Origin of the sequence: Pseudothioclava arenosa (genome assembly GCF_002358085.1) — a bacterium.
Taxonomy (GTDB): domain Bacteria; phylum Pseudomonadota; class Alphaproteobacteria; order Rhodobacterales; family Rhodobacteraceae; genus Pseudothioclava; species Pseudothioclava arenosa.
Map to the genome: position 1 here is coordinate 187,063 of NZ_NTJD01000001.1, position 17,166 is coordinate 204,228.

17 protein-coding genes are annotated in these 17,166 nt (G+C 64.9%); 11 read left to right on the forward strand and 6 right to left on the reverse strand.

The window, feature by feature from the left end:
- Positions 1 to 47 precede the first annotated feature (47 nt).
- The 6 genes from CLN94_RS00920 to CLN94_RS00945 all read left to right on the forward strand — a co-directional run bounded on the left by CLN94_RS00920 (position 48) and on the right by CLN94_RS00945 (position 5,468).
- Positions 48 to 1,988 (forward strand): AAA family ATPase, encoded by a 1,941-nt coding sequence (locus CLN94_RS00920; RefSeq protein ID WP_096430065.1) that lies wholly within the window; start codon positions 48 to 50, stop codon positions 1,986 to 1,988.
- Positions 1,985 to 2,296 carry a hypothetical protein gene (locus CLN94_RS00925; RefSeq protein WP_096430067.1) on the forward strand — a complete coding sequence of 104 codons (312 nt, stop codon included), beginning with the start codon at positions 1,985 to 1,987 and terminating at the stop codon, positions 2,294 to 2,296. The genes CLN94_RS00920 and CLN94_RS00925 overlap by 4 nt, the downstream gene beginning before the upstream one ends.
- 9 nt (positions 2,297 to 2,305) lie before the next feature.
- A complete protein-coding gene (locus CLN94_RS00930) occupies positions 2,306 to 3,685 on the forward strand; it encodes a DUF6638 family protein (protein WP_096430069.1) in 1,380 nt (459 codons plus the stop codon).
- Complete coding sequence (locus CLN94_RS00935) at positions 3,682 to 3,957, forward strand: hypothetical protein (protein WP_096430071.1); 276 nt, start codon at positions 3,682 to 3,684, stop codon at positions 3,955 to 3,957. Before CLN94_RS00930 ends, CLN94_RS00935 begins: the two co-directional genes overlap by 4 nt.
- A 7-nt stretch (positions 3,958 to 3,964) precedes the next feature.
- Positions 3,965 to 4,639, forward strand: coding sequence for a DUF1523 family protein (locus tag CLN94_RS00940; protein ID WP_096430073.1), 675 nt, complete (start codon positions 3,965 to 3,967; stop codon positions 4,637 to 4,639).
- A gap of 169 nt (positions 4,640 to 4,808) precedes the next feature.
- Positions 4,809 to 5,468: a hypothetical protein gene (locus tag CLN94_RS00945; RefSeq protein ID WP_096430075.1), complete on the forward strand. Its 660-nt coding sequence runs from the start codon at positions 4,809 to 4,811 to the stop codon at positions 5,466 to 5,468.
- A 30-nt stretch (positions 5,469 to 5,498) separates the two neighbouring features.
- Here the strand turns inward: CLN94_RS00945 and CLN94_RS00950 are convergent, their stop codons facing one another.
- The 6 genes from CLN94_RS00950 to CLN94_RS00975 form a co-directional block, all read right to left on the reverse strand.
- Positions 5,499 to 7,844 carry an aldehyde dehydrogenase family protein gene (locus CLN94_RS00950; protein WP_096430077.1) on the reverse strand — a complete coding sequence of 782 codons (2,346 nt, stop codon included), beginning with the start codon at positions 7,842 to 7,844 and terminating at the stop codon, positions 5,499 to 5,501.
- Positions 7,845 to 7,851: 7 nt separating this feature from the next.
- Entirely contained in the window at positions 7,852 to 8,808 is a 957-nt protein-coding gene (deoC, locus tag CLN94_RS00955) for a deoxyribose-phosphate aldolase (RefSeq protein ID WP_096430079.1), read from the reverse strand.
- A 144-nt stretch (positions 8,809 to 8,952) separates the two neighbouring features.
- On the reverse strand, positions 8,953 to 9,312 hold the full coding sequence (grxD, locus tag CLN94_RS00960) for a Grx4 family monothiol glutaredoxin (protein ID WP_096430081.1): 360 nt from the start codon (positions 9,310 to 9,312) through the stop codon (positions 8,953 to 8,955).
- Positions 9,313 to 9,394: 82 nt separating this feature from the next.
- Entirely contained in the window at positions 9,395 to 9,637 is a 243-nt protein-coding gene (locus CLN94_RS00965) for a BolA/IbaG family iron-sulfur metabolism protein (protein WP_096430083.1), read from the reverse strand.
- A 128-nt stretch (positions 9,638 to 9,765) separates the two neighbouring features.
- Complete coding sequence (gene purL, locus CLN94_RS00970) at positions 9,766 to 11,928, reverse strand: phosphoribosylformylglycinamidine synthase subunit PurL (RefSeq protein ID WP_096430085.1); 2,163 nt, start codon at positions 11,926 to 11,928, stop codon at positions 9,766 to 9,768.
- A 366-nt stretch (positions 11,929 to 12,294) separates the two neighbouring features.
- Positions 12,295 to 13,203 carry a LysR family transcriptional regulator gene (locus CLN94_RS00975; RefSeq protein ID WP_096430087.1) on the reverse strand — a complete coding sequence of 303 codons (909 nt, stop codon included), beginning with the start codon at positions 13,201 to 13,203 and terminating at the stop codon, positions 12,295 to 12,297.
- Between the two features lie 306 nt (positions 13,204 to 13,509).
- On the opposite strand from CLN94_RS00975, the gene murI reads away from it, so the two are divergent.
- The 5 genes from murI to CLN94_RS01000 all read left to right on the forward strand — a co-directional run bounded on the left by murI (position 13,510) and on the right by CLN94_RS01000 (position 17,044).
- Entirely contained in the window at positions 13,510 to 14,322 is an 813-nt protein-coding gene (gene murI / locus CLN94_RS00980) for a glutamate racemase (protein ID WP_096430700.1), read from the forward strand.
- Positions 14,323 to 14,346: 24 nt separating this feature from the next.
- Positions 14,347 to 15,375, forward strand: a complete 1,029-nt coding sequence (gene argC / locus CLN94_RS00985; protein ID WP_096430089.1) for an N-acetyl-gamma-glutamyl-phosphate reductase — start codon at positions 14,347 to 14,349, stop codon at positions 15,373 to 15,375.
- Between the two features lie 64 nt (positions 15,376 to 15,439).
- Positions 15,440 to 15,883, forward strand: coding sequence for a cytochrome c maturation protein CcmE (gene ccmE, locus CLN94_RS00990; RefSeq protein WP_096430092.1), 444 nt, complete (start codon positions 15,440 to 15,442; stop codon positions 15,881 to 15,883).
- A gap of 73 nt (positions 15,884 to 15,956) precedes the next feature.
- Positions 15,957 to 16,568: a holin-associated N-acetylmuramidase gene (locus tag CLN94_RS00995; RefSeq protein WP_096430094.1), complete on the forward strand. Its 612-nt coding sequence runs from the start codon at positions 15,957 to 15,959 to the stop codon at positions 16,566 to 16,568.
- On the forward strand, positions 16,559 to 17,044 hold the full coding sequence (locus CLN94_RS01000) for a holin family protein (protein ID WP_096430096.1): 486 nt from the start codon (positions 16,559 to 16,561) through the stop codon (positions 17,042 to 17,044). The genes CLN94_RS00995 and CLN94_RS01000 overlap by 10 nt, the downstream gene beginning before the upstream one ends.
- The last annotated feature ends 122 nt before the right edge of the window (positions 17,045 to 17,166 follow it).

The window sequence follows — 17,166 nt, forward strand, 5'->3', positions numbered from 1 at the left end:
GCGCCCCTCCCCCGGAGTATTTCTGGCTCGATGAAAGGGTAAGGCGGATGAGTGCACCGCGCGACGAGATGGAACTTCGGGAAGAGGCGATCCGCGCACATTACGGGGCGGCGGCGGCGCTGTTGACCGGGTTCGACCATGCGCCGCGTCTGGCGAAGGCGCGGGCAGTGGAGCCTGCGCCGGTGGAACGCTCGCCGGGGATCGCGGCGACGGGGCGGCGGTTTCGTTCGACCACGCCGGGGCTGGTGACGCGCGCGCTCGGGCGCCCCGACGGGGTGCGGCTGGCCGACCGGATCGAGGCGGTGGGCGAGGATGACCTGCCGACGCCCGCGCAGGCGCAGGTCTTGCAGGCGCTGCGCCGGGCCTTGGCGATTGCGCTGGCGGTGGGAGAGGCGGTGGCCGAAGCGACCGGCACGGCCGAGTTGAAGCGTGCCAATCTGGAGGGGCGGTTGCCCGAGGTGCGGCGCGCCGAGTTCTCGGAACTGCTGGCGGCCGAGGCGCTGGCGGTGCTGTCGGTCTTTGCCAATGCGACGGTGTTTCTGTTGGCGCCCCATGCGGGCGAGCAAAGCGCCGAGATCGGTGAGATCGACGAGGTTCTGGCCGACAATCCGCTCTTGGCGCTGCACGGGGCGTTGTGGGAGCTTGACCAGATCATCGCCGAGCGCGCCGGGGACGATGGCGCGCTGATCGCCACGGTTCTGGCCTATGCCGAAACGCTGAGCGCGAGGGCGCGCGCCCGCGGTGAAAACGCGCCGCGGATCGGGGCGTTTACCGGCACGGCCTGGCGGGTCGAGGCCGACGACCTGCCGATCGCCGGCTTTGCGCCGGCGCTGAAGGCGCGCGGCACGACCCTGGTGATGCAGTTCAAGAAGCCACATGAGGTGGTGGGTAACCATATCGCGAAATATCAGGCGATGCGTCTGGCCAAGATGCTGATGGCCTATGATTTCGAGCGCAAGCTGAACCCCTTTGCCGAGTTGGGCGGGTTCATCTTTACCTTCATGGGCGACGGCAAGCCCGGTACCGGCAAGACCACGCTGATCCAGATGATGGCGGGGTTGCTGAACGACTACTGCAAGGTGGCGGGTTATCCGTTCCGCTATCAGAACTTTGGTATCGACAATATCGACAGCTATCAGGGCAAGTCGGGGCAGAACGCCAAGGCCTTCATCCAGAACGTGATGGACCCGCATGTGATCGGCTTCGGGACGGTCGATGATATCGATCAGATCGCCGGCAAGCGCGGCGACCGGCAGTCGAGCGCGGGCCAGCAAGAGGTGACCGCCGTGCTGATGGAGGCTTTTGCCGGGGCCAACACGGTGGTGCGGGGGAACTGCACCTTTGGGATGTTCTCGAACTTCCCGGAGAACGTCGACGATGCACTGCGTCAGCGGGCAGGGGCGCGGTTTCTGGTGGACGGGCCGCAAAGCCGCGAGGATTACATCGACATTCTCGCGCTCCTGCTGGGCAAGCGCCATGGCATCCCGCTGGGCGATCATGAGCTTTTCGCCGCGCAGGAAATCCAACGCGCCGTGGCCGACAGCTTCGCGCGCCACGCCCGCCCGCATGAAGCGGGCCTCGTGCCGGTCTTTGACGCGGTGCGCACGCGCGTTGGCGAACTGGATACGATCGCCAAGCTGGGCACCTATCTCAAGGCGATTCAAGAGGCCGACCCGCGCTTTACCGGCCGCGCGATCAAGAACATCACCGATGCGGTCAAGGTGCGCGCGATGGATTTCGAACTGCCAGATGAATGGATGGAAAACCCCGATCTGTTCCTGTTCAATTCCTATGACGAGAAATCCGCGATGATCGCGGAGCTGCGCCGCCCGATCACGCCCGAGATGGTCATTCAGGAAATCAACCGCTATGCCGATAGCGAATTCCGCTATGCGGACAAATCGGACGCGGCGGCGATCGACGCGATGGTGCGCGACATGCACCGCACTGAGGCCGCCAAGAAGCGCTATCTGGAGGAACGTGAATGAATAGCTTTCTGGCCTTTCTTCTGATCATCTGCCTGATGATCGGGTTCTGGCTGTCGAAAAACACCTGGTCGAAACTTTTCATCCTGGTGCCGCTGGGTGTGCTGGTGCCGGCCTTCTACGGCGCGGCCAGCAGCTGCGGGCTGGGGTTCATCGCAGATTTCTTCACCGAGGGCGTCTGCCGCACGCCCGAGCGCACGCCGCAGCAGGTTCTGGCGGGGGTCTATGTGCTCTCGTTCCTGCCGGTGCTGGTGTTCACGGTGCTGGCCAAGCTGGGCCGCGACTGGGCGGCGAAACGCAAGGGGGCGTAAGGGGCGCGGATGAAACGCCTGATCGAAAAGGGTCTGATGTTCGGCAATCTGGTGCGGGTCGATGCGCCCGCGCTGGTCGAGCGCTATAACCGCGCGTTGCGCCATCTTGGCAAGCCGCAGACGACCCAGACCGAGTTTCACATCGACATCTCGGGCTATTCGCCCGAGGTTGGCGATGAATTTGGCGATCATCTCTATCTCAACCCCAATGGCGTGAACCGGCAGTTCATCCTGCTTTCGACCGAGCAGAAATCGGCGCCTCTTTTGAACGCGACCTTCTCGATGGAGCGCGCGATCCTGCGCAGTTTCATCGAGGAAAACGAGGCGCAGCTGTTCAGCCTGACGGCGCGCGACGCGGTGGCGGGCGAGCTGGAGGATACGGTCTACGAGCTTTCCAGCCCGGCGCGGCTGTTCGACATCAAGACGATGGTCGTGGTGGCCGACACCGCCGGCAATCACGTCGCCGAGGCCGAAAAGCTGGGCGCCTTGGTCGAACGCTTTCGGACCGAGCCCGACGCCTGGTTCGACGATGTGCTGATCGCCGACATGATCGGGCTGGCCAAGAAGACCGGCGATGTCACGCGCAACCCGGTGCGCCTCAAGGCCACGCGTTTCGAGACGCAGGATTTCTGGAGTTCGCATTTCGGCGGCGTCTATGTGTTCCGTTCGCTGCCCCATCCGGCGGCGATCTGCATGGGCGACCGGCTGGCGCTGGGCGCCCTGCCGATCCGCTATGTCTTTGGCGTCGAACAGCGCAACGAGATCGCCAAGTTCCTGCAGATCAACGAGCTGGTCGAGCCGATCGTGGGCGCGCGCGGCTTCGATGCGGGCGCGGTGCTGCGCCAGAAGATGGATTTCATTCTGGTCGAGGCGGCCGCGCGGCTCGGGCTGAACCCGGGCGACGGATCGCGCCGCGAATTGCGCCGCGTCGCGCAGGATCTGGGCGAGCGTCTGCCGCCCGAGTTTCAGGCGCTGGCCGCGCTGTTGCGCTGGAAAGAGGCGGGCGGGCCCTGGCCGCGCATCGACAGCCGCCACCCCGCCTATTTCTACACGCTGCGCGCCGCCGAGGGGCCGCAAAAGGCGCTGGTCAATCAGCTCTTGTCCGAACTGAGTCCGCTTGATGTGCGCCAGCTTTTCATCTGCCACAAGGCGCTCTTCTATCGTCTCTATGCCGACTGGCCCGAGGCCAAGAAGGCCTATGTCGCCGACTTCCTCGAACGCGAATACCAGATCGACAAGGCCGGTGTGCGCGAGGCGCTGTTCGGTGCCGAACCCGCGATGTCGGAAGAGGATGCCGGCGGGCAGGCGGCCCCGCGCCGCGTGCGCCCCTCGCGTGATGTGGCCGACCTGATGGGCCCCTGGGGCAAGGTGTTGGGAGGCGGGCGATGATCGGATTTTTGCGGCTGGCGATCTTTGCGATAATCGGGCTCGGCGGCGCCTATTTCCTGATGTCGATCTATATGCGCTCGCTCCGGCGCGAGGCGCTGGAAAAGGAATGGGACGGGGCCGTGGGCGAGGGGCTCCCGTCCCGCGAGACCTTCATCGACGAGGGCATGGCCGCCTATGAACGCAGTCTGCGCGCCAAGCTGATCTGGTTGGTGGTGATCGTGCCGCTGGTTCTCTTCGGGCTGGTGCTCTATCTGATGAATTTTACCAAGTGAGGCAAAGATGACCTATGTGAAATGGACCTTGTTCGGGCTGATCGCGCTGATTATCTTCGCTTTCTTCCACTACAACCTGCCCCAGCATGACGTGGTGCGCATCGTCGGCACCTACCAGGAGCGGCAGGATCTGGGCGACTGGACGCGGGTGTTCTGGGCCAGCCCCGACGATCAGTCGGCGACGCTGACCAATCGCGACGTGCAGTTCATTCAGGCGGTCGAGGTCGATGGCGACCCGATGGTCTATCGCAACGAGGATACCGGCTGGGGCTGGCCGCCCTATTTCAAGTTCGACACGGCAAGCCTGCAGACCGAGGCGGATGACCTGAAATCCACCCGCGAGGCGCCGAAATGGGCCGTGGTCACGCATTACGGCTGGCGCTCCGAGCTGTTCTCGATCTTCCCGAATGCGGTCGGCATCTATGAGGTCGACAGCCCCGATGTGCGGATCATTCCCTGGGTCAATATCATCATCCTGACCATGCTTCTGCTGATCGTGCTGACGATCCGCGCGATGCTGAAGCAGTTCAAGGAACGCTCGATCGACCCGGTTCTGGAAGACGTCGAAGAGGCCTGGGACGAGGTCGAGGCCCGCGCTGATGCAGCGGGCGACGAGGTTCGGGGCGTCTGGTCCCGGTTCATGGCCTGGCTCGGAACCTTCAAGGGCAAACCCCGGAAATGACCAAAGGCGCCCCGCGGGGCGCCTTTTGCGTTTGGGCGCCCGGCATGTGCGGATTGACACGCATCAATCTTGTCGTGCGTCGTCCTGTGCTAGGCTGATCCATGGCAGAGGTTTCGCCCCGGAGGAGGATCGTGGGCGTTACTGCCGTTCATTTCGGGAGGAAGAGCCAATGATCAGGAAGATGTGTCTGTCGGCCGTTTTGGCGGTCGGACTCAGTGCCGTATCCGGCGCTGACGCCTTCGCGCAAGATCCGAGTGTCCAGACCTTCGGCGCGGGCCATAAGTTTGTCCTGCATTCCGAGATGGAATTGTCGCGTGTGCAGTCGGCGGCCCTTCGCCGGTTCCGTGGCAAGACCGGCTATTTCGCCGCGATCGCGTATCATCCGGTCGACACGGTGGATTTCTGGGTCTGGAACATCCACAGCCTCGAGACTGCGCGGCGCATGGCCGTGGGGGGCTGCGAGGCAATCGCAAAGGACAAGAACGAGGACCCCAAGCTGTGCAAGCTTTATGCAAGCGTGATCCCGAAAGGTCTCGATCCGTATGAGCAAAAGGCCTCGGGGCTGAGCGAGGCTGGCCTGAAGGAGCTGACGGGGCCATATCGCCGCAAGCAGGAAGCCGGACGTTATGGGGCCTTCGCGATCTCGGGCATGGGCGACTGGGGTTACACCTGGAACCGCCGCAACAAGGAGGATGCGATCGGTTCCGCCATCGCCAGTTGCGAAGCGGCGGCGGATAACGCAATCGCGGGTTGGTCGGTTGAGACGCGCAAAAAGGTCAACCGCGCCAAGCTGAACACATGCAAGGTGATCCATGTGACCATCCCCTGAGATGGTCGCGCGGGAAGGGCGTGAGGTGACTCACGCCCCGTAAGGCACCCAGATCGTTTTCACCTGCGTCGCACGGGTCAGGAACTCGCGGCCCTGCGCTTGCGTCCAGTCGCGGTTTTCAAGCGTCCAGGTGGCTTTCAGGTTGCCCGCGCTTTCCGTTTCGACCATGGCGCGGCCCTGCGCTTCGCCGCAATACCACAGCGCCGCCACATCGTCGTGCTGGGCCAGCACCTTGGCCAGCTCGTCCTTTGCGCCGGTGACGATATTCACCACGCCGCCGGGCAAGTCCGAGGTGTCGAAGACCTGATACAGATCTGTCGCGGCGAAGGGCATCGAGGCGCTGGGCACGGCCACAACGCGGTTGCCCATCGCGATGGCGGGCAGCACGAGGCTCGCAAACCCCAGCAGCGGCGCGGCATCGGGACAGACGACGCCCATCACGCCGAAGGGCTCGGGCACGGCCAGCGTGACCTTGGCGGCCTGCGTCGATTTCACCGCGCCGTCGAACTTGTCGGCCCAGGCCGCGTAGAAAAATGCGCGCGCGACGGTGGCGCCGGCCTCGGCTGGATCGGCGCCCATCTCGCGCAGGCGGGCCTCGAATTCGCCCTGCCGGGCGGCGAGGTTCTCGGCGAGGTAATAAAGCACCTGCGCGCGGTTGTGCCCGGTGGTCTTGCCCCAGCCCGTGGCTTTGTGGGCAGCCTCGACGGCATTGCGGATGTCCTTGCGGGAGCCCAGAGGTGCGAGCCCGATCTCGTGGCCCTTGGCGGTCACGCGGTAGCTCTGACCGCTGTCGGGGCGGGCCTGCTTGCCGCCGATGTAAAGCTTGGCGGTGCGGTCGATGCTGAGCTCGCCCGTCGCGGGCTTGCCCGGATGCGGCGCGGCGTCCAGAGCGCCCGGCGCGCCCTCGGGACGCGGTTTCGCGGTGGGTGCACGCAGATAGGCCGCCATCCCCTCGCGCCCGCCCTCGCGGCCGAACCCGCTTTCGCGCATGCCGCCAAATCCCGCGCCCGCGTCGAACAGGTTGGTGCCGTTGATCCAGACGACGCCCGCGCGCACCCGCGCCGCGATATCCAGCGCCAGCGTGATGTTTTCCGACCAGATCGTCGCGGCCAGCCCATAGCGGGTGTTATTGGCCAGCTCGACCGCCTCGGCGGGGGTGCGGAAGCTGGTCATCGTAGCGATCGGGCCAAAGATTTCCGCGCTCCAGCAGGGGTTTGCGGGCTCGGTGCCCAGCAAAAGGCCCGGTGCGCAGAAATTGCCCGCCGCCGGCAGCTGGGCTTCGGCCTGCACCAGTTCGCCGCCCGCGGCCTCGCCCGCGCTGACCAGATCGCGGATGCGGGCAAGCTGTGCGGGGCTGACGATGGCACCAAGATCGGTGCATTTGTCCAGCGGGTCGCCCGTGCGCAGCTTTTGCAGCCGCGCGGTCAGCTTGCGGGTGAAGGGGGCGGCGATGGCCTCTGCCACCAAGAGCCGTGAGCCCGCGCAGCAGACCTGCCCCTGATTGAACCAGATCGCATTGACCACGCCCTCGATGGCGGCATCGAGATCGGCATCTTCAAAGACGATGAAGGGCGACTTGCCGCCAAGTTCCAGCGTCAGCGCCTTGCCCGAGCCTGCGCTGGCGCGACGGATCGCGCGGCCCACTTCGGTCGAGCCGGTGAAGGCCAGCTTGTCGACCGGGGCCGCGACCAGATCGGCGCCGGTGCGCCCGTCACCGGTGACGATGTTGACGACGCCCTTGGGCAGGCCGATCTCGGCGCAGATCTCAGCGAAGGCCAGCGCCGAAAGCGGTGTCTGTTCAGCCGGTTTCAGCACCACGGTATTGCCGGCGGCCAGCGCGGGCGCCACTTTCCACGCCAGCATCAGAAGCGGGAAGTTCCACGGGATGATCTGGCCGCAGACGCCATGCGGGGCCTCGCCGGGAAACTCGGTCTCGACCAGCTCGGCCCAGCCCGCGTGATGATAGAAGTGCCGGATCGCGAGCGGGATATCGACATCGCGCGACTCGCGGATCGGCTTGCCGTTGTCGAGGGTTTCCAGCACGGCCAGAAACCGCGCGCGTTTCTGCAGCTGGCGGGCCAGCGCGTAAAGCCATTTCGCGCGCTCATGCCCCGGCAGTTTCGCCCATTTCGGCAGGGCGCGGCGGGCGGCCGCGACGGCGGCGGTGATATCGGCTGTGCTGCCCTGGCTGACTTCGGCCAAGGCCTCGCCGGTCGCGGGATTGGCGGTGGTGAACAGATCGGCCGGCACGGTAAACCCGCCGTCAATGTAATGGCCAAACTGCCCGCGCGTGGCGAGCCAACCCAGCACCTCGGTGGCGCTTTCGGGGGCGGGGCCATAGTCCATGCTGTCGAGGATTTCTTTCACGGTCGGCATCTTTCCCTCAGGCAAGCGCGTGGCGGGACGAGGACGCATAGCGCCCGGTGACATGATGTTCGAGCTGACGCTCGACATCGCCCAGAAGCGAGGAGGCGCCGATGCGGAACAGATCGGGGCGCAGCCAGTCGCGGCCCATCTCCTCCTTCATCAGAACCTGCCAGTTTAGCGCGTCTTTCGTGGTTTTCAGCCCGCCGGCAGGCTTGAAGCCAACCTTGTGGCCGGTGCGCTCGCCATAATCGCGCAGCGCGCGCACCATCACCAGCGACACAGGCAGCGTGGCATTGACCGATTCCTTGCCGGTCGAGGTCTTGATGAAATCGGCGCCCGCCTGCATCGCCACCATCGAAGCGCGATAGACATTGCTCAGCGTCTGCAGGTCGCCGGTGGCGAGGATCGCCTTGAGATGCGCCGGCCCGCAGGCTTCGCGCATGGCGGCGATCTCGTCGTAAAGCGCGGCCCAGTCGCCGCCCAGCACGTGGGCGCGGGTGATGACGATGTCGATTTCGTCTGCGCCCTGATCGACGGCATAGCGGATCTCGGCAAGGCGCAGGTCGAGGGGCATCAGCCCGGCGGGAAAGCCCGTCGCGACCGAGGCCACGGGAATCCCCGAGCCTTCGAGCGCGCGCACGGCAGGCGCCACCATCGTGGGATAGACGCAGACCGCGCCGGTGTGCAGCTGCTCTAACCCCAGCCCCGCCAGAATGTGATCGGCCAGCGGGCGGCGCGCCTTGGCGCAAAGCCGCGCGACGCGCGCCGGCGTGTCATCGCCCGCCAGCGTCGTCAGGTCGATGCAGCGGATCGCATTGACCAGCCAGGCCGCCTGAAAGTTCTTTTTCAGCGAGCGCCGCGCACCCAGATCGGCCGCGCGGGCCTCGGCGGCGGGCGTGTTGATGCGGATATCCTCGAACCACTCGGGCATCAGCCCGGTGCCGGGATTGCGCGGAAAATCGGTGGCGGACATCGCCCCTCCTCGAACGGCAGGGCCCGGGATCGGGCAGGCCTGCGGGTGATCGGCAAAGGCTAACCCGGCCCGCGACACGCTTCAACGCGCAAAAGAAAAACCCCGCGGCAAGCGCGGGGTTTCGGGATGCTGTGCCGTGAAGGCTTAGCTGTTGGCGGCGCGGATGCGCTCGGCGGCTTCCTTGTCATAGGCAATGCCGGCGGTCTCAAAAAGTGTGTCCAGCTCGCCCGAGAGGGTCATCTCGGTGACGATATCGCAGCCGCCGATGAACTCGCCCTTGACGTAGAGCTGCGGGATCGTCGGCCAATCCGAGTAATCCTTGATGCCCTGACGGATCTCGGCATCGGCGAGGACGTTCACATCCTTGAAGCCGACGCCCATGTAGTTCAGCACGCCTGCGACGCGGCTCGAGAACCCGCATTGCGGCATTTCCTTCGTGCCCTTCATGTAGAGGACGACGTCATTGCCTTCGATGTCTGCCTTGATCTGATCGAGTGCGGTCATGGGGAGGTTCCTTCGTGTTCGCGCGTTTCGCCACCCGCAGATGGCATGAAATTCAGGACGAGGACTTGACCGAAGTCAGGGCCTATTCGGGGGCCTTGGTGGTCAGCGCCAGCGCATGAAGCGGAGCGTTCGAGCCGTCCATCGCGCCTTTCAGCGCGGCAAAGACCATGCGCTGCTGCTGCACGCGGTTCTTGCCGCGGAAGCTTTCGTCAATCACTTCGGCCGCCCAGTGGTTCCCGTCACCGGCCATGTCGGTGATGGTGATCTGCGCATCGGGGAACTCCGCGCGGATCAGGGCTTCGATATCCTCGGCTACCATCGGCATGGGCGTCTCCTCTTCCTTTGGGGGAAATCTAGGCCGCGCACGCGAGGGCTGCAAGGGGCGTCGCGGCACGACTTTCAGTTGCGAAAGGTCGCAGGGGAGCGGGGGCCGGGGCCCCCGCGCGCCAAGTCTCAGCCGCCGATCGCGTCGGCGAAGGCGGTGCGATAGAGTTTCGACAGCTCGGCCATCGGTGCCGAAGCCGCGCCGAAGGTCACGGCGTCACCGCCGAAGGTGCCCACACGGTCGATCGGAACGCCGGCCGCGCGCGCAGCGGCTTCGAGCGCATCGGCGCCGTCGGCGTCGCAGGCGACGAGGTAGCGGCCCTGGTCTTCGCCGAAGAGCGTCGCGATATCGCCCGCATCGAGTTGCAGGCCCAGACCCGCGCCTTCGGCCATTTCAAAGGCCGCCAGTGCCAGCCCTCCATCGGCGAGGTCGGTCGCGGCCTTCACCAGCTTGCCATTGGCGCGCAGGAAGGTGCCGTGCTTGAGTTCGTCTTCGAGGTCCACCGGCGGGGCATCGCCCTCTTCCAGGCCGAACGCCTCGTAGGCCAGCGCCGATTGGCCAAGATGGCCATGGGTGATGCCGATCACCAGCGCGATGTCGCCCGCCTCGGGGCGCCCGCCGATCAGGTCGTCGAGCGATTTCAGCAGGCCCACGGCGCCGATCGTCGGCGTCGGCAGGATGCCCGAGCCGTCGGTCTCGTTGTAAAGCGAGACGTTGCCCGACACGATCGGGAAGTCGAGCGCCTTGCAGGCCTCGCCGATGCCTTTGATCGCGCCGACGAACTGGCCCATGATCTCGGGCTTTTCGGGGTTGCCGAAGTTCAGGTTGTCGGTGGTGGCCAGCGGCAGCGCGCCCACGGCGCAGAGGTTGCGATAGGCCTCGGCCACGGCCTGCTTGCCGCCCTCGTAGGGGTTGGCGCGCACATAGCGCGGCGTCACGTCCGAGGTGAAGGCCACGGCCTTGTCGGTGCCATGCACGCGCACGACGCCGGCGCCAAGGCCCGGACGCACCACGGTATCGGCCATGACCTGCGTGTCATATTGCTCGAAGACCCAGTTCTTGGCGGCATAGTTCGGCGAACCGATCAGCGCTTTCAGCGCGTCGATGGCGCCGATCTCGGGCAGGGCGGTCAGCGGCGCGGCCACGGGCGTTTCCACCCAGGGGCGATCGTATTCGGGCGCCGAGGAGGACAGCTTCGACAGCGGCAGATCCGCCTTCACGTCATTGCCATGCAGGATCAGGAAGCGGTCTTCGGCGATGGTCTCGCCGACGATGGCGAAGTCGAGATCCCATTTCTCGAAGATGGCGCGGGCCTCGGCCTCTTTCTCGGGCTTGAGCACCATGAGCATCCGCTCCTGGCTTTCCGAGAGCATCATCTCGTAGGCGGTCATCATGGCTTCGCGCTGCGGCACGTTATCGAGCTGCAGCTTGATCCCAAGCCCGCCCTTGTCGCCCATTTCCACGGCCGAGCAGGTCAGACCCGCCGCGCCCATGTCCTGGATCGAGATCACGGCGTCGGTCTGCATCAGCTCCATGCAGGCTTCCATCAGGGTTTTCTCGACGAAGGGGTCGCCGACTTGCACGGTCGGGCGTTTTTCCTCAATCGTGTCGTCGAATTCGGCCGAGGCCATGGTGGCGCCGCCGACGCCGTCACGGCCGGTCTTGGCGCCGAGGTAGACCACCGGCATGCCGACGCCCGAGGCGGCGCAGTAGAAGATGTTGTCGGTCCGCGCGAGGCCCGCCGCAAAGGCGTTCACAAGGCAGTTGCCGTTGTAGGATTTGTGGAAACGGACTTCGCCGCCGACGTTCGGCACACCAAAGCAGTTGCCATAGCTGCCCACGCCCTCGACCACGCCCTTGACCAGATGCGGAGTTTTCGGGTGCGAGGGCAGGCCGAACGACAGGCTGTCCATCGCCGCGATCGGGCGCGCGCCCATGGTGAATACGTCGCGCAGGATGCCGCCCACGCCCGTCGCCGCGCCCTGATGGGGCTCGATGTAGGAGGGGTGGTTGTGGCTTTCCATCTTGAAGACGACCGCGTCGCCATCGCCGATATCCACGATGCCCGCATTCTCGCCCGGGCCGCAGATCACCTGCTCGCCGGTGGTATGCAGCGTGCGCAACCATTTCTTGGAGGATTTATAGGAGCAATGCTCGTTCCACATCGCCGAGAAGATGCCCAGTTCGGTGAACGAGGGCTCGCGGCCGATGATTTCGAGGATGCGCTCGTATTCGTCGGGCTTGAGCCCGTGGGCGGCAACGAGGTCGGGCGTGATTTGCGGCTCGTCCATGACATCCTCCGGAAGCGCGGGTTTTGCGCTCTCTTAGGCCATGACGGGCAAGGGGGGAAGGGGTGGAGGGCCTCGCAGATGCGGTTTTCCCCCGGTTTTTCAGGGCGGGAGCCGCTTGCAACTGCGCCCTGCGAGCTGATCGGCCCAGAATCAGGGGGCAAATGCGCGCGATCCTAGCCGCGGGCAAAAAAAAGGCCGAGCAAAGCTCGGCCAAAGTCCAACAGGGAGGTAGAAATGATGAGAGTTTCCTCTGATCATCATCTCTGACGCCGCATTTATGGGCAGGTTGTGAATCGATCAAGAAGATTCATGCCGCAGGTGCAGCATGACCGATATGCGCTGAGGACATGGCTTGCCGCGCCGGGGTTACTCGGGGGCGGTTTCGCCCATCTGCTGGCGGCGATAGATCAGAATCTGTTCCTGGATGAAATCGCGGAAGGCGGTGACGCGCCGCGACGAGCGAAGTTCCTCGGGATAGGCGAGGAACACCGGCACTTCGCCAGATTCGATCTCGGGCAGGACGCGCTCGATGCCGGGGTGATCGACGGTCAGATAGTCGGGCAGGATGCCGATGCCGAGATGGTTCAGTACACCTTGCAGCACGCCGAAATAGTTGTTCACCGTCAGCGTCGAGGGCAGGTCATGGGCCATCGCCTGCTGTACGAGGCGCGCGCCTTCGGAGACCTGAGCCGTGTCGGGGCTCTGGCAGATCAGCCGGTGGCCGCGCAGTTCTTCGAGCGAGTTGGGGCGCCCCATCCGTTCGAGATAGCTGGGCGTCGCGTAAAAACGCATGCGGATATTCAGGAGCCGCTTGCGCACCAGGTCGGCCTGCGCGGGTTCCTTCATCCGGATCGCGACATCGGCCTCGCGCATCGGCAGGTCGAGCACACGTTCCTCCAGCATCAGGTCGATCTTGAGGTCGGGGTAGCGCTCGTAAAGCTTGGTCAGGCGCGGCGCGAGCCAGAGCGTGCCGAAGCCGACCGTGGTCGTCACGCGCAGATGGCCATAGACCTCTTCTTCGGAATCGCGGATGCGCGCCGCCGCGCTGTCGAGCTTTTTCGCCATCGCAGAGGTGGCATCGAACAGCAATTCGCCCTGTTCAGTCAGGATCAGGCCGCGGGCATGGCGATGGAACAGGGTGGTTCCGAGCGCCTCTTCGAGGGCGCGGATCTGCCGGCTCACGGCGGATTGCGACAGATGGAGCGATTCCCCGGCATGGGTCAGCGAGCCCGCATCGGCCACCGCGTGGAAGATTCTGAGTTTATCCCAATCCATCGGCTTTATCCTGTTGGCGGCATTACGGTGCAAAGCCGTGGAACCGGCAAGTGCTTTATCGTTAACAGTAGCCCTTAACAAACCACTTTCGGTGAAAATTCAGTGACGCTGCGTCAGGGATGGGACGGTTCCGCACCCTAAAACGCGCCTTCGATGCGTTTTTCCGGTATCTGCCTGTTCACGCGCCGCTTTTTGATCGCCAAGCTGGCGGTTGAGAAAATTCGGCCCTTTGTTTCGTTGCGCAAGCGGCGTATGACGGGCGTCACCCCGCGCGAATTGCGGGATCGGCGATCGGAGGAGCAGGCGATGGCGGTAGGCGTTTTTGACTCGGGGCTGGGTGGCTTGACCGTGTTTGACGCCGTGTCCAAGCGGTTGCCCGACGTGCCTTTCGTCTATTTCGCCGATAGCGCGCATGCGCCCTATGGCGTGCGTACCTCGGACGATATCTTCAACCTGACCTGCGCCGCGGTGGAGCGGCTGTGGGAGGAGGGCTGCGATCTGGTGATCCTGGCCTGCAACACGGCCTCGGCGGCGGCGCTGAAGCGGATGCAGGAAACCTGGCTGCCGAAAGACAAGCGTGTGCTGGGCGTCTTCGTGCCGATGATCGAGGCGCTGACCGAGCGCAAATGGGGCGACAACAGCCCGCCGCGCGAGGTCGAGGTGAAACATGTGGCGCTGTTCGCTACGCCCGCCACCGTTGCAAGCCGCGCGTTTCAACGCGAGCTGGCCTTCCGCGCGATCGGCGTCGATGTCGAGGCGCAGCCTTGTGGCGGCGTGGTCGATGCAATCGAGGCGGGCGATGACATTCTGGCCGAGGCTCTGGTGAAATCCCATGTCGACGCGCTCAAGCGCCGCATGCCCGAGCCCGAGGCGGCGATTTTGGGCTGCACCCATTATCCGCTGATGCAGGAAACCTTCCAGGAGGCGCTGGGCGCCCATGTCAAGGTTTACAGCCAGGCCAATCTGGTCGCCGAGGCGCTTGATGACTATCTCAAGCGTCACCCCGAGATGATCGGGCCTGGCACCGAACGCAAATTCCTGACCACCGGCGACCCGGCCAAGGTCTCGAACCACGCGACGCGCTTCCTGCGTCGCAAGGTCGAGTTCCAGCAAGCCTGACACGCCGTCTTTTCGGAGAATGTCATGACCAAGAAAATCGCAATTCTGGGCGCGTCGGGCTACACCGGCGCGGAACTGGCCCGGATCATCGCCACCCATCCGGGTATGGAGATCGTCGCGCTGTCGGGCGACCGCAAGGCGGGGCAGGCGATGGGCGATGTGTTCCCGCATCTGCGCCATCTCGGCCTGCCGGACCTGCAGAAGATCGAGGAGATCGACTTCTCGAACGTGGATCTGGCCTTTTGCGCGCTGCCCCACGCGACCTCGCAGGCGGTGATCGCGGAACTGCCGCGCGATCTGAAGATCGTCGATCTTTCGGCCGACTTCCGTCTGCGCGACCCGGCGGCTTACGAAAAATGGTACGGCAAGCCGCATTCGGCGCTCGAGATTCAGAAAGAGGCCGTCTACGGCCTGACCGAATTCTACCGCGATGAGATTCGCGGCGCGCGGCTGGTTGCGGGCACGGGCTGCAACGCGGCGGCGGGCCAATATGCGATCCGGCCGCTGATCGAGGCGGGCGTGATCGACTTTGACGAGATTGTGATCGACCTCAAGGCGGGCGTCTCGGGCGCGGGCCGTAGCCTCAAGGAGAACCTGCTGCACGCCGAGCTGTCGGGTGGCACGCATCCCTATTCGGCGGGCGGCGCGCATCGCCACCTTGGCGAATTTGATCAGGAATTCAGTCTCTTGGCTGGTCGCGACGTGCGCGTGCAGTTCACGCCGCACCTGATGCCCTTCAACCGTGGCATCCTCGCCACGGTCTATGTGCGTGGCGAACCGGCGCAGATCCACGCCGCGCTGACCGCGCGTTACGCCGACGAGACCTTCCTCGAGGTGCTACCTTTCGGCGCACTCCCCTCGACACGCTCGATCGCGGGCTCCAATTTCGTCCATGTCGGCGTTATTGGCGACCGGCTGCCGGGCCGGGCGGTGGTGATCGTCGCGCTCGACAACCTGTGCAAGGGCTCCTCGGGGCAGGCGATCCAGAACGCCAACCTGATGCTTGGGCTCGAGGAAACCGAAGGGCTGATGCTGGCGCCGGTCTTCCCTTGACCGAAGTCAGGGACGCCCGCGCCACAACGGGCTAGAGCAGGCCCGCTACGAGGAGGAAACGCGAATGAAGAGCCTCAAGAAGAAACGCCGCATTCAGGTGCTGGCCCTGGCCGCTGTCGCGCTGGCGGTGTCTGCCGGGCTGATCGGGACGGCCTTCAAGGACGGGATCAACTTCTTCCGCGCCCCGAGCCAGGTCTACGAAGAGCCGCCGAAGCCGGGCGAGGTGTTCCGCCTCGGCGGGCTCGTCGAAGAGGGCTCTCTGGTGCGCGGCGAGGGCGAGACCGTCACCTTCAACGTCACCGATGGCGGCGCGGTTGTTCCGGTGCGCTTTTCGGGCGTGCTGCCTGACCTCTTTGGCGAAAACCAGGGCATGATCGGCACCGGCCAGATGGAAGGCGAGATTTTCGTCGCCGACGAGATCCTCGCCAAGCACGACGAAAGCTACATGCCGAAGGAAGTCGTCGATGCGCTGAAGGAGCAGGGCGTCTACCAGGAGCCCAACTCCTGACCGCACGGCGCGTTCCAGCACCGTTAACCTGAGTTTCAGACATTTCCCCGGGGGAGCCTTGGGGAAATGACACATGAAATCTGTTCAGGACATCGCCAATGAAATCGTCGCCCGCGAGGGCGGCTATGTGAACGACCCCGACGATCCGGGCGGGGCGACGAAATACGGGGTGACGCTGGCCACGATGCAGCGCCTCGGCATCGACCTCTCGGGCGACGGCAAGGTCACCGACTGGGACCTGCGGCTCTTGAATCGCGAAAGAGCCGCCGAAATCTTTGTCACGCATTACTACGAGCGCCCGCGCATCGCCGAACTGCCCGAGGCGATCCGGCCCTCGGTCTTCGACATGTATGTGAACGCGGGCGCCAATGCGGTGGTGATCCTGCAGCGTCTGCTCAATCGCATGGGCCATGGCGTCACCGTCGATGGCGCGATCGGCCCCGAGACGATCGAAGCCGCGCGTGCGGCCTTCGCCGAGGCGCCCGCGCATTTCGCCGATGCCTACGGGATCGCGCGGCGCAACTATTACTACGCGCTCGCCGATGCCCGCCCCGCCAGCCGCAAATTCGCGCGCACCCGCGCGGGCAGCAAGGGCGGTTGGATCCGTCGCGCCGAAGAGTTCATCTCGCCGCGCTTCCACCTCAGCGACGCGCAGCACCGCGAGAGGGTCTCGGCATGGGGCTGATCGGCAAGATCTTTGGCACTGCAGCGAGCACCAGCGCGCTCGGCCAGGCCGCGACCGGCGTGGCCGAGGTGTTCATCCCGAATGCCACGAAAAAGATGGAGGCCGCGCATCAGGCCTATATCGCCGCGATGGAGGAACATGGTGCCGAGTTCGAATACGTCCGCCCCGGGGTCTTCGATCGCTTCGTGAACGGGCTGAACCGCCTGCCGCGCCCCTTCCTCGCCTTCGGCACGCTCGGGCTCTTCGTCTATGCGATGATCGACCCGATCGGTTTCGCGCGCCGGATGGTGGGCCTCAATTACGTTCCCGAGCCACTCTGGTGGCTCCTCGGCGCGATCGTCGGCTTCTACTTCGGCGCGCGCGAGGCGCATTATTTCCGCACCCGCGCGATCGTCACGCCCCCGGCCGAGACCCTGCCCGAAGAAACCAACCCCGCACTCGAGGAATGGCAAGCCTCGACAAAGTCCCTGCAATGACCGGAATGCCGCCCCGGGCGGCAGATGTGGAATTTGCGTATTTGCACCAAGAAGAAACAGGGGGGCTCGCTCGGCCCCCTGCTTTCATTTTGCCTGAAATATCCTGGGGGTGAATGGCCGCG

Coding starts and splice junctions, on each gene's coding strand:
- CLN94_RS00920 (WP_096430065.1), top strand. CDS start 48: ATGAGTGCACCGCGCGACGAGATGGAACTTCGGGAAGAGGCGATCCGC.
- CLN94_RS00925 (WP_096430067.1), top strand. CDS start 1,985: ATGAATAGCTTTCTGGCCTTTCTTCTGATCATCTGCCTGATGATCGGG.
- CLN94_RS00930 (WP_096430069.1), top strand. CDS start 2,306: ATGAAACGCCTGATCGAAAAGGGTCTGATGTTCGGCAATCTGGTGCGG.
- CLN94_RS00935 (WP_096430071.1), top strand. CDS start 3,682: ATGATCGGATTTTTGCGGCTGGCGATCTTTGCGATAATCGGGCTCGGC.
- CLN94_RS00940 (WP_096430073.1), top strand. CDS start 3,965: ATGACCTATGTGAAATGGACCTTGTTCGGGCTGATCGCGCTGATTATC.
- CLN94_RS00945 (WP_096430075.1), top strand. CDS start 4,809: ATGATCAGGAAGATGTGTCTGTCGGCCGTTTTGGCGGTCGGACTCAGT.
- CLN94_RS00950 (WP_096430077.1), bottom strand. CDS start 7,844: ATGCCGACCGTGAAAGAAATCCTCGACAGCATGGACTATGGCCCCGCC.
- deoC (WP_096430079.1), bottom strand. CDS start 8,808: ATGTCCGCCACCGATTTTCCGCGCAATCCCGGCACCGGGCTGATGCCC.
- grxD (WP_096430081.1), bottom strand. CDS start 9,312: ATGACCGCACTCGATCAGATCAAGGCAGACATCGAAGGCAATGACGTC.
- CLN94_RS00965 (WP_096430083.1), bottom strand. CDS start 9,637: ATGCCGATGGTAGCCGAGGATATCGAAGCCCTGATCCGCGCGGAGTTC.
- purL (WP_096430085.1), bottom strand. CDS start 11,928: ATGGACGAGCCGCAAATCACGCCCGACCTCGTTGCCGCCCACGGGCTC.
- CLN94_RS00975 (WP_096430087.1), bottom strand. CDS start 13,203: ATGGATTGGGATAAACTCAGAATCTTCCACGCGGTGGCCGATGCGGGC.
- murI (WP_096430700.1), top strand. CDS start 13,510: ATGGCGGTAGGCGTTTTTGACTCGGGGCTGGGTGGCTTGACCGTGTTT.
- argC (WP_096430089.1), top strand. CDS start 14,347: ATGACCAAGAAAATCGCAATTCTGGGCGCGTCGGGCTACACCGGCGCG.
- ccmE (WP_096430092.1), top strand. CDS start 15,440: ATGAAGAGCCTCAAGAAGAAACGCCGCATTCAGGTGCTGGCCCTGGCC.
- CLN94_RS00995 (WP_096430094.1), top strand. CDS start 15,957: ATGAAATCTGTTCAGGACATCGCCAATGAAATCGTCGCCCGCGAGGGC.
- CLN94_RS01000 (WP_096430096.1), top strand. CDS start 16,559: ATGGGGCTGATCGGCAAGATCTTTGGCACTGCAGCGAGCACCAGCGCG.